The following is a 16,687-nucleotide window of genomic DNA, read 5'->3' as shown; positions in this document are numbered from 1 at the left end:
TGAATAAAACCTTAATGGTTTAAAATTAAATCTTCAAGGTAATTTTTAAAAGAATTTAAGTCAGAAAATTTAAGTTTCATAAACACTTAAAATTCACTATTTTTGCAAATCGAAAAATTGAATTACAATGCAATTATCAGAACAGGAAATCATTAGAAGAGAAAAGCTGAATAAGCTTGTTGAAATGGGAATCAACGCATTCCCGGCAGAAGAATACACGATTACAGATACTACAGAATCTATAAAGCAGAATTTTTCTGAAAGTAAACAGGTGAAGATTGCAGGAAGATTGATGTCGCGCAGGATTCAGGGGAAAGCTTCTTTTGCTGAATTGCAGGATTCCACAGGAAAAATTCAAGTCTATTTTAATCGTGACGAAATCTGTACCGGAGAAGACAAAACTTTATATAACGACGTTTACAAGCACCTTTTAGACATTGGTGATATCATCGGAATCGAAGGAGAATTGTTCACAACTCAGGTTGGTGAAATGACTGTTTTGGTAAAAAACTTTACGTTGCTTACTAAATCTCTCCGCCCACTTCCACAAGCAAAAACTGATGAAAATGGAGTCGTGCATGATGCATTCAACGATCCGGAAATGCGATACAGACAACGTTATGTAGATTTAACGGTAAATCCGCAGGTGAAAGAAATTTTCGTGAAAAGAACAAAATTGTTCAATGCGATGAGAACTTTCTTCAATGATGCAGGATATTTTGAAGTTGAAACTCCGATTTTACAGTCAATTCCCGGTGGAGCTGCGGCTAGACCATTTATTACGCATCACAACGCTTTAGATATTCCTTTATATTTAAGAATTGCAAACGAATTGTATCTGAAAAGATTGATCGTTGGTGGTTTTGACGGTGTTTACGAATTCTCAAAAAACTTCAGAAATGAAGGGATGGACAGAACGCACAATCCTGAATTTACGGCAATGGAAATTTATGTAGCCTACAAAGACTACAATTGGATGATGGATTTCACCGAGAAATTATTGGAATTCTGTGCAACTCAGGTTAACGGAAATTCAGAATCAACTTTTGGCGAATATACAATCAGCTGGAAAGCGCCATATCCAAGAGTTTCGATGACGGAAGCTATTCAAAAATATACAGGTTTCGACATTACAGGAAAAACAGAGCAGGAACTGTTTGATTTTGCTAAATCAATAGGAATTGATGTAAACGAAACGATGGGTAAAGGAAAATTAATTGATGAGATTTTTGGCGAAAAATGTGAAGGAAACTTCATTCAGCCGACTTTTATTACCGATTATCCGATTGAAATGTCGCCTTTGACGAAGAAACACAGAAGCAAAGAAGGTTTGACCGAGCGTTTTGAATTAATGGTTTGCGGTAAAGAAATTGCAAACGCTTATTCAGAACTAAATGACCCGATTGACCAAAGAGAGCGTTTCGAAGAGCAATTGAAATTAGCTGAGAAAGGTGATGATGAGGCGGGACAATTCATTGACGAAGACTTCTTAAGAGCTTTGGAATATGGGATGCCGCCAACTTCAGGTTTAGGAATCGGAATGGACAGATTGATTATGTTTTTGACCAATAATCCATCAATTCAGGAAGTATTGTTCTTCCCGCAAATGAGACCTGAAAAAACCGTTCCGCAAGTTGAATTGGGAGAAGATGAAAAAGTAATTTTAGAGATTTTAAATTCTCAGGAAGAAGCATTTTCTTTAGCCGAAGTCAAAGAAAGAAGCCAGCTTTCAGGTAAAAAATGGGACAAAGCATCAAAAGTTTTAACTAAAAATAATTTGGTGAAAGTTGAAAAAATTGATGAAAATGTTTTAATGAAATTGGTTTAAAAACTTAACTACAAATAAATATAGGAATTCCTGAAAAAACAATTTTCAGGAATTTTTTTATACAGATAAACTACAAATAAATATTTCTCGTTATAAAGAAAAAACTAATGAAAACTCTTATATTTTCACTTTTGTTTTTCATTTCGATTACAATGAATTCCCAAATGATGAGTTCCATTTATTTTAAAAGCAACAGTCACGAACTTGATCAGGAATCTAAAAAGAAACTCGACAGTTTGGCACAATTAAAAGCTAAGCTTACATTCAGAATTTTCGGAAATTGTGATCCTTCAGGAAACCGAGATTATAATAAATCGTTGTCGGAAAATCGCGCAAACACAGTTAATAATTATTTGCAGACAAAAATTGGGAACAATATAAAATTAGAAAGCACAGTTGGTTTAGGAATAGAAAAACAAATCAATGATAACAGCACAGAAGAATTGCGCGGTAAAAACAGAAGAGTAGATGTGTTTATTGAAAAGACATTTGTTTCCGGAGAAAAAATTTCCAGGAAAAAACTTCCAAGCTTTTTAAATACGAAAACTTCTGAAATGAAAGTAAAAGATACTTTTGCACTTCCGGATGTCAATTTTATCGGAGGCCGTCATGTCTGGCTTTCGCAAGGTAATTCAACACTTGTGCGGCTTTTAAAAATACTAAAAGATAATCCGGATTTTGAGATTGAATTACAAGGCCATATTTGCTGCGATTACGAAAATTTCGATGGTGAAGATATTGATTTGGGAACTTTTAACCTTTCGTGGACAAGAGCCAATGAGATTAAAGAATTTTTGCAAAAACAGGGAATAAATCCGTCGCGAATAAAAACAAAAGGATTGGGTCATCTTAATCCAGTCGTTTATCCTGAATTGACGGAAAAAGACCGAAGCACAAATAGAAGAGTAGAATTGGTTTTACTTAAAAAATAGAAATTTATCTCTTTTTATTGATTCACTTTTACATATCTCCGTTTATATTCTTCATCATAACAATAATAAGAAAATATTCCTGCGATTTTTTCAAGCCCGGAATTTCCTTCTTTTTCATATAAAGAAATTTCTTTTTCATTAAGCTTTACCCAAACCTGCCAAATTCCGTGCATTCCGCAGGTTACTTCCAATAAAAATACATTTTGATTATCTTTAAAAAGTTGGTAGACATAAGGTTCAAAAGTTATTAATTCAAAATCTTTCAAATGATATTCTTTATTTAAATCCATTTTAAAACTTAATGAAATTGAAAATTAAATTTACTTTCTCTGCTTGCTAAACGAAAACATGAGATAAAACAAAAACGGCAAAATAAATATTGAACCCAACATCAAAGCCCACGCTAAAGCTGAAATTGTTTTCGAAGCTGCCACATGTTCCAATAATGAAAGATGCTGTCCGTTTGCGAGTAAAATAATGTCAGGATAATGCTGATATGTGGCCGCAACCAAAATCATAATTACCTGAAATCCCGCCAAAGCACGAACAGGAAGTAGCTTTCGGTTGTGCATTGCGCGCAGAATCAAGCCCAATGCAATAGTTGCAAAAGCAGTCGCCATAATTCCTAAAGATTTGGAGAAAACCCATGTTACTAAAGGAATGTCAGAAAGATAAGCAGTAAAAAACACCAATATTCCTGTAATAACCACAAAAATCATGGTTTGTTTTGACTTTTTGATCATTAAAGTTAATTCCGTTTGATCTTTTGTTTCTCTTAAGGAAAAAATAGAGGCAAGATAAGCGCAAAGAGCAACCGTGAAAAAACCTACCGCAATCCCGAAACCATTAAGCCAGCTAAAAATATATAAATCTAAAAATGTTTTCGCCTCCGGATCGATTGAATGAGAAACCGTTGCAGCAGCTATTAATCCTAAAAAAAAAGGCGTTAAAAGACTTGCATAATAGAAAATCTGAGTATATAAAACCTGCCAGTTGTCTTTCACCGCGTCGTAATGCCTGAAGGTAAAAGCTGTTCCTCTTGCAATAATTCCTACAAGCATCAAAACCAGCGGAATATGAAGATAAGTAGACATTGTCGTATAAATTTCGGGAAAGCCGACAAACAGAATTACAATTGCAATAATCAACCACATGTGATTGGCTTCCCAAACAGGCGCAATTGATTCGTACATTATTTTTTCGGTGTATTTCCGTTCTTTCTTTTTGGTCATTAATTCTACAATTCCGGCTCCGAAATCTGCACCGCCTAAAATCACATACAGACAGACTGAAACCCATAAAAAGCCTATTACAACGTAGATCATGATTTCTTGTTTTTAGAATTATACTGAATATCGGTTGGATCGTAAAGCTTCGGAACCATTTGTATTTGCCTTCTTAAAAGGAAAATAATAATTAAAGATAAAGACACAAAAATTGCAGTGAAAAAATAAAAAGAATACTGAATTCCCGGCATTGGTGTAACAGCGTCTGCCGTTCTCATAATTCCGTAAATAATCCACGGCTGGCGACCGACTTCGGTGACCGTCCAGCCCGCTTCCAAGGCAATGTATCCGAAAGGCGTGGCGATCATAAAAGTTTTTAGCAGCCAGCTTTTTGTAAGCCATTCTTTTTTGAAAAATACGGCGTATAAATAAACTGTTCCTATAATAATCATCACAACACCAAAAAATATCATAATCTGAAAAGCATAATGTACAACTGCGATTGGCGGCCATTCATCTCTCGGAAAATCATTCAGGCCTTTTACTTCAGCATTAAAATCATTGCTTACCAAAAAGCTCAGCACTTTTGGAATTTTTAATGCATATTTTACTTCACCTTTTTCTTCGTCAGGAATTCCTCCCAGAATAAATGAAGCGCCTTTTTCGGTTTCAAAATGCGCTTCCATTGCAGCTAATTTGATAGGCTGTCTTTCTGCAACAGACTTTGCGGCAACATCACCGCTCAATGGCGCTCCGAAAGCACCAATCAATGCAAAACCGGCTGCAATTTTAAATGCTTTTGTATGAAATTCTACATTTTTCTTTTTCATGATTAAATAAGCATGAACCCCAGCTACCGCAAATCCTGTCGCGCAAAAAGCAGCAACCGTCATATGCAACGCCTGCGGAAACCATGCATCATTGAACATGGCTTTGATTGGATCTATATTCACATATTGTCCATTGATATAATCAAATCCTGAAGGAGAATTCATCCACGCATTGGCTGCGACAACCAGAATTCCTGAAGCTAAACCGCTTAAACCCACTAAAAATCCGCAAAACCAATGAAACCATTTATTGAATTTGTCCCATCCGTAAAGAAAAAATCCGATGGCGATCGCTTCAATAAAAAAAGCAGTTCCTTCAAGAGAAAATGGCATTCCGAAGATCGGGCCTGCGTGCTTCATAAATCCGGGCCAAAGAAGTCCCAATTCAAAAGAAAGCATCGTTCCGGTAACGGCGCCTGTTGCAAATAAGATGGCAACTCCTTTACTCCAGGCTTTTGTGAGGCCTTTGTAAATTTCATTTCCGGTTTTTAGATACTTCCAGTGTGCAAAAGCCATAAGAAACGGCATCACCATTCCTACACAGGCAAATATGATGTGAAAGCCTAGTGAAAGTGCCATTTGAGCACGGGCAGCCATGAAATCGTCCATACAGATAAATTTTTCAGTTTAAAGTTATGGATAAATTGTTGACATTAAACATGATTTAAAACAGTGATCTTGAAATCGGAATGTTTTAACTTTAATACTTTTTGTTGATAAAAAAGTGGTATATTCATCACTGAAAAAAAACATTAAAAACACAATTATGAAAAATATTTTTTTTTAATTACTCTATGTATTTACAATGGAGTTTATTCTCAAGTGACTTTGACTAAAGACACTTCTTATGGTAATAACGGAACGGTAGATTTCCCCGTAAATGATGAACTCAATTATAATAGATATTTTATTACATCCAATAATTATCTTACAACGTGTATGACGGATTTCAATGTTACCTATGCACGTTATATAAACTATGATGCTAATGGAAATTTAATACATACCGTAACGATACCTAATATGGGTGGTATCATGTCTTTGCTATATGCGGATAATTCTAATGTTTTCCTGTTATTGACGGCAAGCTGTACAAATACTCTTGGAACGGAAATAAAGATGCTTCATTTGGAAATAATGGTGAGTTGCAAGTAGGAGACAATTTTTCTGCAACTAACTATTTACCGGCATCCTATTTATCTGAAGATAAAATTTTAGTAAGAAACCAAAACAGTTTTATGCGATATAATCCTAACGGAACTCTCAATACTACTTACGGAAACAACGGAATAGTAAACGTTTCAGCATCTACGGACCCTTTTGTTCTTCTTGCTGAAAGAATTGATATTAATTATTTCTTTGAATATTCTAATGGGAGAAGAAAGATTAATGCCTCTACAGGAGCTTTGGATTTATCATATGGAAATAATGGATATTCTGATTCAAATATTCCGGGTTTTGCATCTTTTGACCTTGGAGTTATGACTGATAATCATGAAATTATTACTTTGCTTTATAATGCAAGTTCATCATTTGATTATGCTCTTTCCAAAACAAAAACAGATGGCAATTTGGATACAACTTTCGGAGTTGCCGGAAAATTAGATTTATCTGAAACATACAACAGCAAAGTACTTTATTACGGATTGACATTGAGTATGGCTTTTTGGAACAATAAATTTTTTATTCCATTAATAATAAGAATTCAGCAGGGAAATGATACCGACTCCAAAGTAGGTATTTTATCTTATTCTGCAAATGGAAATCTCGTTTTAATCAATGCGGGAAATGTTTTTGAATCTGATATCGAAGGTAACGGAAATAATGTAAGTATAGAAATTAAAGGAAATTATTTATATGTATTTAAATTAACTTCTGTAACCCGATATATTATAAGTGAAGCAAATTTAAATATAAATGAAGCTAAAATTAATAATCAAATCAGCTTTAATAATCCATTTTCTGAAGAACTCAATTTTAACTCAAAGGAAAGAATAAAAAAAGTTGAAATTTTTGATGAAAGTGGACGTTTAATAATCACTGAAAACGCAAAAAATAGTATTAATGCTTCATACTTAATAAAGGAATCTATTTCATAAAAATAACTACTGATTCCAACAAAATAATCACTAAAAAAGCCCTGAAAAACTAATTGAAAAAATAGAAACAATTATGTTCAGTAATTTGCTTTTTTGACACTTTTTAACTTTCATAAGTCGAAAAAAATCACGATATTTGTGGGTCTTTGCATTAAGCAAATTCTAAAATTTTATATGAGTCAAAAACAATATACAGCTAGTAGTATCCAGGCTTTGGAAGGCATGGAGCACGTTCGATTAAGACCATCTATGTACATTGGTGATGTAGGAGTAAGAGGTCTTCATCATTTGGTTTATGAAGTAGTAGATAACTCTATTGATGAGGCTTTAGCAGGGCATTGTGATACCATTTTGGTAAAAATTCTTAAAGGAGAAGCTATCTCTGTAAAAGATAATGGTAGAGGGATCCCTGTAGATTTCCACGAAAAAGAACAAAAATCTGCTCTTGAAGTTGTAATGACAAAGATCGGAGCAGGAGGAAAATTTGATAAAGATTCTTACAAGGTATCCGGAGGTCTTCACGGAGTTGGGGTTTCTTGTGTAAATGCACTTTCAACTTTATTGGTTGCAACGGTAAGCCTTAACGGGAAACTTTATCAGCAAAAATATTCGGAAGGTAAAGCCTTAACTGAAGTTGAAGTAATCGGAACGACAGAAGAAAGAGGAACGGAAGTTTTCTTCCAGCCCGATGGTACTATTTTTCAGGAATTGGTTTATAATTATGATACGCTTGCATCGAGATTGCGTGAATTGTCTTTTCTTAATAAAGGAATTACTATCACTCTTGTTGACGAAAGAGAGCCGAACGAAGATGGATCTTTCCCTACAGAAATTTTCCATTCTGAAGGTGGATTAAAAGAATTTGTTGAATTCATCGATGGAAACCGTGAATCAATCATGGAAAGCGTGATTTTCATGGAAGGCGACAGAGATGACATTCCGGTGGAAGTTGCGATGCGTTACAATACATCTTTCAGCGAAAATCTTCACTCTTATGTAAACAATATCAATACTCATGAAGGGGGAACTCACTTGGCGGGTTTCAGACGTGCTTTGACGAGAACTTTGAAGAAATATGCTGATGATTTGGGTATTCCTGCAAAAGAAAAAGTAGAAATTACCGGAGATGATTTCCGTGAAGGTTTGACGGCCGTGATTTCTGTAAAAGTAATGGAGCCGCAGTTTGAAGGACAAACTAAAACTAAACTTGGTAACTCTGAAGTTTCCGGTGCTGTTGATAAAATTGTAGGGGAAATGTTGACTAATTTCCTTGAAGAAAACCCGAACGAAGCAAAAATTATCGTTCAGAAAGTTGTTTTAGCAGCAAAAGCCAGACAGGCAGCGAAAAAAGCCCGTGAAATGGTTCAGAGAAAATCTCCGATGGGAGGTTCAGGACTTCCGGGAAAATTATCTGACTGTTCATCAAAGGATCCCGCAGAATCTGAACTTTTCTTAGTTGAGGGAGATTCGGCAGGTGGAACTGCAAAGCAAGGAAGAGACAGACATTTTCAAGCTATTTTACCATTAAGAGGTAAGATTTTGAATGTTGAAAAATCCATGCTTCACAAGGTTTATGATAACGAAGAAATAAAAAATATTTATACCGCACTGGGTGTTTCTGTAGGAACTGAAGAAGACAGCAAAGCCTTAAATATGGCGAAGTTAAGATACCATAAAGTAGTAATCATGACCGATGCCGATATTGATGGTTCTCACATTTCGACTTTGATCCTTACATTCTTCTTTAGATTTATGAAAGAATTGATCGAAAACGGATATGTTTACATTGCTCAGCCGCCTTTATATTTATTGAAGAAAGGAAATAAAAAAGTATATGCATACAACGAAAAAGAGCGTGAAGAGTTTACTTTAGAAATGGCTCCGGATGGAAAAGGTGTTGAAGTTCAGCGTTATAAAGGTCTTGGGGAAATGAATCCTGAGCAGCTTTGGGAAACAACTTTGAATCCTGATCACAGAATGCTGAAACAGGTAAACATTGATAATGCAGTAGAAGCAGATAATGTTTTCTCAATGTTGATGGGTGATGAGGTACCGCCGAGAAGAGAATTTATCGAAAAGAATGCAAAATATGCTAAAATTGATGTTTAAACTTTTTATTTAGTATAAAATTTACAAAGGCTTCATATTTTTATGAGGCCTTTTTTTATTTTTAATATTTTAATGATAATATTTTAACATTTTATTAAGATTTTTCCTATTTTTGGCAAAAATTAATAACGATGATGAAAATACTAAGTATTGGAGCTCTTTCCTTAGCTTCCTTATACTATTCTCAGAATTATCCCGTCTCTGAAATCAGCGAAAACTTAAAGAAAAATGCAAGTGCTGTCATTCGTAACGAAAATACGCTTGTCGAGATCAATAAAATTGATGAAATTGTTTATAAAAACATTTCTGTAATCACTGTTTTAAATAAAGATGCTGTAACGTATTCCATTCCAAGGATTTTTTATGAGAAAGGTGATGCAATATCAAATGTGAAAGTCACGGTTTATGATGAAAAAGGAAGTAAACTTAAAAGCTTTTCAAAAAGTGATTTTTCAGATATAGCGGCCAATTCTCAAGGCACATTTTATTCGGACAGCCGAATGATGATTTTGCCGTATACGCCAACAACTTTTCCTTACACGGTAGAATTCAGTTATGATCATAAGGATCAGAATACTGTTTTTATTCCTGATTTTGTGCCTTTTAATTTTTACAATATTTCTTTAGAGAAAAGCAGCTTTAAAATCATCAATAAATCAGGAATCAACCTTCGTTCAAAGATATACGAATCACCATTTAATTATGCATCGGCGCAGGTAAACGAAAATACTTATTCGTATCAAAATATTCCTGCAATCGATAATGCGGAATTGGTTCCGAGCCCGGAAAAAATCTTACCGAAAGTCAGTTTTTCTTTGGATCAGTTCAGTTTGGTTGGCAAGCAGGGAAATATTACTTCGTGGAAAGATTTCGGACTTTGGTATTATAAGGATTTGTTGACACCGGTTTCCGTTTCAACACCTCAGATAAAATCTGAAATTGCTGCTCTCAATCTTTCAGGCACAACCGAAGAAAAAGTAAAAAAAATATATCAATACATGCAAAGCAAAACCAGATATATTTTTGTGGCGTTGGGAATTGGTGGCTGGCAGCCAATGATGCCGGATGAGGTGCAGAAAAAAGGATACGGAGATTGTAAAGGGCTCAGCAATTATATGAAAATTTTGTTGGATGAGGCAGGAATTCCATCGTATTATGCAATTATTAATTCAAATTCTTCACCGTTGAGTTTTGATGAAAGTTTCCCTAAAATGGCTGGTAACCATGTGATTTTAGTGGTTCCAACAGAAAAAGGGAATATTTGGCTCGAAAACACTTCGCAGGATATGGCTTTTAATCATTTGAGCTACAGCACGACAGACAGAAATGTTTTAGTGGTAAAACCGACGGGAATTGAACTTATCGAAACGCCAAGCTATTCTTCCAAGGAAAGTAAAGAAAAACAGATTATAAATATTCAAATCAATCCGGATAAAACAATTTCAGGAAAAGGAAAATTTTCTTACACAGGAAATCAATATGATTTTAATTTGAATTATGTTGTTCTTTCACAAAAAGAAAAAAACGACGCCGTAAAATCCAGATTTTCAAGCCTGAATTTTGAAAATGCTGAAATGACCAACTTTAAAAACAATAAAGATCTTGCAGCTATCAATTTCGATCTGGATTTTAAAGCGACCAATTATTCAAAAATGATGGGCGACAGCTATATTTTCAGAGCGGTTCCTATTTATTCGGCCGGCTTTTATCATGAAGATGAAAACAGATCATTACCTTTTGAAAACAGGTTTGCGTACGAAGATGAATATGAAATTACATACCAACTTCCGGCTGGCTACACAATAGAAGAAATGCCGCAAAACGGAATTTTGGCTTCAGATTTCGGCATTTACAATATTTCGTTTGAAAAGAAAGAAGATCAGCTGATTGTAAAACGATTGATAAGCATTAAAAAAGGTATTTATTCTAAAGAAAAATACAACGATTATGTCAATTTCAGAAAAAAAATAATGAATGCTGATAATTCTAAAATTCTAATTTCCAAGAAATCTTAAAATGAAAAAACTAATTTCCTTTGTATTCCTGATTTTGCTGTGCATAAAAATGTATTCACAAAAACAGGATTTTCTTAAAATGCCAAAATTCGACATTGAAGATCTAAAGAAAACAAAATCAAATATTGACGAGAAAGCTCCTGCGGAGATTCTTTACCGCTCGGTTCATTACCGCGTTGATATTTCGTCGGGCATTCTTGTGAAGAAATATGCGTACAGAATTAAGATTTATGATAAAGACAAAGTAGATGAATGGTTGAATTTGGAAGTTTCTTTATACGATAATAATTCCGGAAGCCGCGAAACGCTGAATTCTATGAAAGCGTATGTTTATAACCTTGAAGACGGAAAAATAGGTGAAACGAAAGTTGATAAAAGCTCAAAATTTAAATCAAAAGAAAATAAATATACAACCGTAAACAAATATGCTTTTCCCAACATAAAAAATGGCTCTGTCATTGAATATCAATACGAAGTTTCTTCGCCATTTATGTATGAAATTCCTTTAATCTATATCGAATTGGATATTCCGTCGGTGTATACGGAATATGTTTTAGATTCGCCTACCAATATGTCTTATCATGTTGATTACACGGGAAGCCTTGCACCAAAATACAAGAAACTTGCTAATGAAATGCTTTACGGTGTAGATACGAAAACATACAGATTTGGATACGAAAATCTTAAGCCTTTTAAACAGGAAAAATTTGTAAAAAATAACGACAATTACAGAACAAAAATCAGGGCTGAGCTGCATTCTACTTTTTTTAATAATGGCTTGAAAACTTATACATCGACTTGGGAAGATATCAGAAAAAAACTTTGGGATCATGAAGAATTTGGTCTTCAATATAAAAGAGACAGATTGGTGAAAGATCTGATTCCAAAAAGTATTTCGGAAGAACAAGATGAAATGACAAAAGCCAATGCTATTTTTGATCTTGTGAAAAAAACATATACCTGGAATGAAACCAATGGTTTCTACACAGAAAATGGTATTAAGGAATTAGCAAAAACTAAAACCGGAAATACAGGTGATATCAATCTGATGTTGATTAATATGTTGCGCAGTGAAAAGATAAATGCCTATCCGATTTTAATTTCGACTGTGAAAAACGGATATGTAAACCTTACATTTCCAAACTTAGGAAACTTCAATTATGTAATTGCAGCTGTAGAAATAGGCAAGAATGTATACCTTTTTGATGCTACTTCAAAGCAGGCAAAAGAAGGCATTCTTCCGGGCAGAGTTTGGAATAGCAACGGACTTTTTTTAAAAGATGATAAAGCAGAGTTGATTTCTCTCAATAATATTAAAATGAGCCATTCTTCACACACAACAAAGGCAAAAATAAATCCAGACGGTACCGTAACAGGACAATATCAAGATCAGGATGAAGGTTTGTTAGCTTTAAACGCAAAAGAAAATTTCGACGAAAACCCGGATAAATATGCAAAACAATATAAGGAAAACTTTTCAGTAGATTTTTCTAATATCAATTCAAGAGTTTTGGATAATGGAGAATTTAGATCTACAATGAACTTTGCATCGAGTAATATGATAGATGATTTTGGAAAAAGAAAAATTATCAATCCACTTTTATTTTTACATCAGACATCAAATGATTTTGATCAGCAAGAGGAGAGAAAATATATGATTGATTTTATTTCGCCAATAAGTAAAACAAAAATTGTAGAAATAGAAATTCCTGAAGGATACGATGTTGCTGATTTACCAAAAAGCAAAAAAATTGTAACTGAAGATAAAGAAATAAGCTATTCCTATACCGTAGAAAAGAAAGAAAATAAGATCATTACAGTTTCTAAATTTGAGATAAAAAGTGCAGATTATCCGAAAGAATATTATCCTGCTTTCAAACAGATCTGGAAAGTGATTTCGGACAGTGAAAATCAGGTAATAAGCTTAATTAAAAAATAATAAGATGAAAATTAAAAATACTATTTTACTTTTATGTGCAGTAATTTCAAATTTGATCTTTTCTCAAAACCATAAATTTCTTTCACCACCAAGTTTTAATGAAGCTGATTTGATAAAAAAGAATTCATTAATTGAAAAAAATGCTCCTGCCGAAATACTTTATAGTAGCGTAAGATATAATATTACAGGTGCTTCTGCTGAAAAAACATACTATTCTAAAATTAAAATATATGATAAAAAACGATCTGAAGAATGGTTAAATATTGAAATTCCGGTAATGATGGGCGAAAGCTTGTCTGATTTTGAGGTAAATGTATATAATTATTTGAATAGTAAAGTAGAAAAAATAACTCTTAATAAAAAAGATCAGCTTAAGGAGAATTTTATAAAAGGGTTGATATTTTATAAGCTAGCCATTCCAAATATTACGGATGGCTCAATAATAGAATATTCTTATAAGCTGGATACGGGGATTTTTAATATGACTTACAATTTGCAATATACTATTCCTGTTATATATCAAGAATACAATCTGGAAGCTCCTGATTCAATTACATATTTATTTAATAATGTAGGAAGTCTGCTTAAACCTCAATATTATGTTTCTACGTCAGAAGATCGTTTAAGGGTGAAATACAATATTTATAGATTCGGTTTTGATAATATGAAATCTATTCAAAACGAAGAACATGTAAAAAATATTGATAAGTACAGACTTAGAATAAAACCAGAACTAAAGAGATTTTTCGCCTTTGAAGCAGCAGGAAATTGGAGTAAAATTGCTAAAGGACTGAATCAAAATGAAAGTTTTGGAGGCTTTCTAAATGGTAAGGTGAAAGACGTGCTGCCCGAAAACATAAAGACATTTTATAATCCTCTCGAAAGAGCAAATAAAATTTTTGATTTTGTAAAATCTAATTATAAATGGAATAGACAAACAGGATTTACTACAAGCCAAAGTTTGAGACAGTTATTGAAAGAAAAATCCGGTAATGCAGCTGATATTAATTTGTTTTTGATTTCACTTTTTAGAGATGCAAAACTCGAAGCTAATCCTCTTTTAATTTCTACAGTTGATAATGGAATATTAAATATCATTTCACCAAATTTAAATAATTTGAATTTTGTCATAGCCACCGTTAAAATTAATAATGAAAGCTATTTCTACGATGCTACTTCCTTTAATTCTAAGGTAAATATGCTTCCTGAAAGAGATTGGAATGATTTCGGAATATTATTAGATGAAGATAAAGCAACGGATATATTGTTTTCAAACACCAACGTGAGCAAAAAAGAATTAATAATTAAAGCAAAACTTGATGCAGAGAACTCGGAAATTAATGGAAGTTTTTCTAAAAAAGAAAGCGGTTTATACGCGATTGAATCTTATGATGCTTATGATCTTAACAAAGATAAATTCAATCAGTCTTTTAAAACAGAATTTAATTCAGATATACAAAATGTAGAATCTAAATTGCATGATAACACGGATTTTGAATCTCAAATGAATTTTTCAAGTAATACGATGATAGATGTAGTAGGAAATAAGATTATTTTCAATCCTTTATTATTTCTTAATGGTGGAAATGAAAAATTTGACCAAACTGACGAAAGGAAAAATGAGATAGATTTTATTTCTGCATTTATAAAAGAAAAAAATGTTGAAATCTCTATTCCTGAAGGTTATGAGGTTTCTGAACTTCCAAAATCAAAAAAAATTAGCACAGATGATAAACAGATATCATATAATTATGAAGCTTATGTTGTGAACAATAAGCTTTCTATAATTTCTAAAGTGAGCGTTGCAAGTCATCAGTATCCTAAAGAATATTATACGATATTCAAAAAAATTTGGAAAGTGATTTCGGACAGCGAAAACCAGGTAATAAGTTTAGTTAAAAAATAAAATTCGATAATTTTAATAAAAGAAATTAAAAACCATTCATCTTTTGAATGGTTTTTGCATTGCAAATCAAAATAATAAACAATTATGAAGAACACAATTGCAATTCTCGCATTTTCGACTCTTTTTGCTGTTTCAGCATGTAAAAAAACTGATTCGGCGAAACAAACCAATGTTGAAAGCAATATCCCTCCAAAATTCAGCATAGATTCTGTACAGGTAAATGATTCCGTTAAACTCAACAATTTCCTTTCGGTAAAATATGCATCTAAAATGCTTGTATTGCCCGACATTAAAGATAAAGCTTTGCTCGACAGTATTTATTTTCATCATAAAGGAATTACAGATTTTTCTAAAAAAGGCCTGCAGGAATACTTGGAAAAAGATAAAAACGAATATTTTTCTTCAATAAAAAACGACACCAAAGGCTGGGCGGCAGATCTACAAAGAGAGCAAACGTGGGATTCGGCTTCTAAAATGAGCCTTAAATCTAATAACAATGATTTTTTGCATGTTCAATATTTATTCAGTTCTTATGAAGGTGGCGCGCATAGTAATTATGGTTTTAACGAAAGAGTTTTTGACCTTAAAAACAATAAAAAATTAGAGTTAAAAGATATTACCACAATTCTAAAAGCAGATCTTGAAAATTTGTTAAAGAAAAATATCGACAAAATGCCAAGCGGAACTACAGATTCGCAGGGCCAGGTGAAAAATTCAGATATGCTTTTAGTAGATGTGATTCCGGCAAATGACAACTTTTATTTTGATGAAAAAAACCTGTATTTCCATTACAGTCCTTACGAGATTGCAGCTTTTGCGGCGGGAGATATCATCATTCCGGTTTCTTGGGAAGAGCTGAAAGGAACAATTAATCCGCAATTTAAAGAAAGAATCAAAATTAAGTAATATTAATGCTTCCAAATCAGGAAGCATTTTTTATTTTTGTGGCAATGGAAAAAGTCGCTTTCATCATTAATCCTTTCTCAGCCAAAAAAAATTATCAGCCTTTTTTGGAAGAGCTTAAATCGAAGGTTGAAAACCCTTTGTATTACATTTCAGAATCAATTTTTGGAACCGACGAATTTATCCAGAAATATTTCCACCAAATTGACGTTTTTGTTGCAATAGGCGGCGATGGTACCATTTCTACCGTAGCAAAAAATATCATCAATACGGATAAAATTTTAGCAATTTTCCCGGCCGGATCTGGAAATGGCTTTTCGAATGAGACGCAATTTAGTAAAAATCTCAGCGAATTATTAGATAAATTAAAGCTTGGAAAATCCAGAAAAATTGATACTTTTACCGTAAATGGCAGGCTTTCGATCAACGTTTCAGGAACTGGATTTGATGGAAAAGTGGTTAAAGAATTTGAAAAAACAAGCCGAGGATTCAAAAACTATATCAAAGTTTCCTTAAAGACATTTTTCAGTTACAAGCCAATCAAGCTTAAATTTTTTGATGAAAACTACCAAAAATATAACGGAAAATATTTGATGGTGAATATTGCCAATACGAGGCAATTTGGCAACAATGCTTACATTGCTCCGATGGCGAGCAAAAGTGATGGCTTGGTCGACATGGTTTTGGTAAAGAAATTTCCGATTACTTATTCTCCGCTTTTCGCATTCAGAATGTTTACAAAAAAGCTGAAAGAAGACGATTATATCACGTATCTTCCTGTTTCGGAAATCGAATTTAAGGTCAATACAAAAAATTGGCATTTGGATGGCGAATTCAACAAAATAAAATCACCGATTCACATCAAAGTACAGCCTTCGAGCCTGAATATTTTAATTTAAG

General features: G+C 33.3%; 14 protein-coding genes. 11 read left to right on the top strand and 3 right to left on the bottom strand.

Annotation, left to right across the window (positions count from 1 at the left end; translation table 11 throughout):
• The first annotated feature begins 127 nt into the window (after positions 1-127).
• Both lysS and AC6CHK_RS10025 read left to right on the top strand, forming a co-directional pair.
• Positions 128-1,828 (top strand): lysine--tRNA ligase, encoded by a 1,701-nt coding sequence (gene lysS, locus AC6CHK_RS10030; protein WP_498095677.1) that lies wholly within the window; start codon positions 128-130, stop codon positions 1,826-1,828.
• 107 nt (positions 1,829-1,935) lie between these two features.
• Positions 1,936-2,760 (top strand): OmpA family protein, encoded by an 825-nt coding sequence (locus AC6CHK_RS10025; protein WP_498095675.1) that lies wholly within the window; start codon positions 1,936-1,938, stop codon positions 2,758-2,760.
• A 14-nt stretch (positions 2,761-2,774) separates the two neighbouring features.
• Here AC6CHK_RS10025 and AC6CHK_RS10020 read toward each other — a convergent pair whose 3' ends face one another.
• From AC6CHK_RS10020 to AC6CHK_RS10010, 3 genes are read right to left on the bottom strand one after another with little or no spacing between them, the layout of a single operon-like run.
• Positions 2,775-3,050 carry a hypothetical protein gene (locus AC6CHK_RS10020; protein ID WP_498095674.1) on the bottom strand — a complete coding sequence of 92 codons (276 nt, stop codon included), beginning with the start codon at positions 3,048-3,050 and terminating at the stop codon, positions 2,775-2,777.
• A 30-nt stretch (positions 3,051-3,080) separates the two neighbouring features.
• Positions 3,081-4,085, bottom strand: coding sequence for a cytochrome d ubiquinol oxidase subunit II (locus tag AC6CHK_RS10015; RefSeq protein WP_498095672.1), 1,005 nt, complete (start codon positions 4,083-4,085; stop codon positions 3,081-3,083).
• Complete coding sequence (locus AC6CHK_RS10010; RefSeq protein ID WP_498095670.1) at positions 4,082-5,425, bottom strand: cytochrome ubiquinol oxidase subunit I; 1,344 nt, start codon at positions 5,423-5,425, stop codon at positions 4,082-4,084. The genes AC6CHK_RS10015 and AC6CHK_RS10010 overlap by 4 nt, the downstream gene beginning before the upstream one ends.
• A 213-nt stretch (positions 5,426-5,638) precedes the next feature.
• Between AC6CHK_RS10010 and AC6CHK_RS10005 the strand changes: the two genes are divergently transcribed.
• The 9 genes from AC6CHK_RS10005 (at position 5,639) to AC6CHK_RS09965 (ending at position 16,686) form a co-directional block, all read left to right on the top strand.
• Positions 5,639-5,971: a hypothetical protein gene (locus AC6CHK_RS10005; protein ID WP_498095668.1), complete on the top strand. Its 333-nt coding sequence runs from the start codon at positions 5,639-5,641 to the stop codon at positions 5,969-5,971.
• A gap of 83 nt (positions 5,972-6,054) precedes the next feature.
• The gene (locus AC6CHK_RS10000; protein WP_498095666.1) at positions 6,055-6,915 is read left to right on the top strand and encodes a hypothetical protein; all 861 of its coding nucleotides are present in this window, start codon (positions 6,055-6,057) and stop codon (positions 6,913-6,915) included.
• Positions 6,888-6,968: a T9SS type A sorting domain-containing protein gene (locus AC6CHK_RS09995; RefSeq protein WP_498096224.1), complete on the top strand. Its 81-nt coding sequence runs from the start codon at positions 6,888-6,890 to the stop codon at positions 6,966-6,968. Before AC6CHK_RS10000 ends, AC6CHK_RS09995 begins: the two co-directional genes overlap by 28 nt.
• A gap of 121 nt (positions 6,969-7,089) precedes the next feature.
• Complete coding sequence (gene gyrB, locus AC6CHK_RS09990) at positions 7,090-9,024, top strand: DNA topoisomerase (ATP-hydrolyzing) subunit B (protein ID WP_498095664.1); 1,935 nt, start codon at positions 7,090-7,092, stop codon at positions 9,022-9,024.
• A 131-nt stretch (positions 9,025-9,155) separates the two neighbouring features.
• A complete protein-coding gene (locus tag AC6CHK_RS09985; protein ID WP_498095662.1) occupies positions 9,156-11,039 on the top strand; it encodes a DUF3858 domain-containing protein in 1,884 nt (627 codons plus the stop codon).
• Position 11,040: 1 nt separating this feature from the next.
• Complete coding sequence (locus AC6CHK_RS09980; protein WP_498095660.1) at positions 11,041-12,978, top strand: DUF3858 domain-containing protein; 1,938 nt, start codon at positions 11,041-11,043, stop codon at positions 12,976-12,978.
• Between the two features lie 4 nt (positions 12,979-12,982).
• A complete protein-coding gene (locus tag AC6CHK_RS09975) occupies positions 12,983-14,884 on the top strand; it encodes a DUF3858 domain-containing protein (protein WP_498095658.1) in 1,902 nt (633 codons plus the stop codon).
• 84 nt (positions 14,885-14,968) lie between these two features.
• Positions 14,969-15,790, top strand: a complete 822-nt coding sequence (locus AC6CHK_RS09970; RefSeq protein WP_498095656.1) for an RsiV family protein — start codon at positions 14,969-14,971, stop codon at positions 15,788-15,790.
• Positions 15,791-15,795: 5 nt separating this feature from the next.
• A complete protein-coding gene (locus AC6CHK_RS09965; protein WP_498095654.1) occupies positions 15,796-16,686 on the top strand; it encodes a diacylglycerol/lipid kinase family protein in 891 nt (296 codons plus the stop codon).
• Position 16,687 lies beyond the last annotated feature (1 nt).

This window comes from Chryseobacterium sp. GQ58, from assembly GCF_059758895.1.
This window is presented reverse-complemented; position numbering and strand designations above follow the sequence as displayed.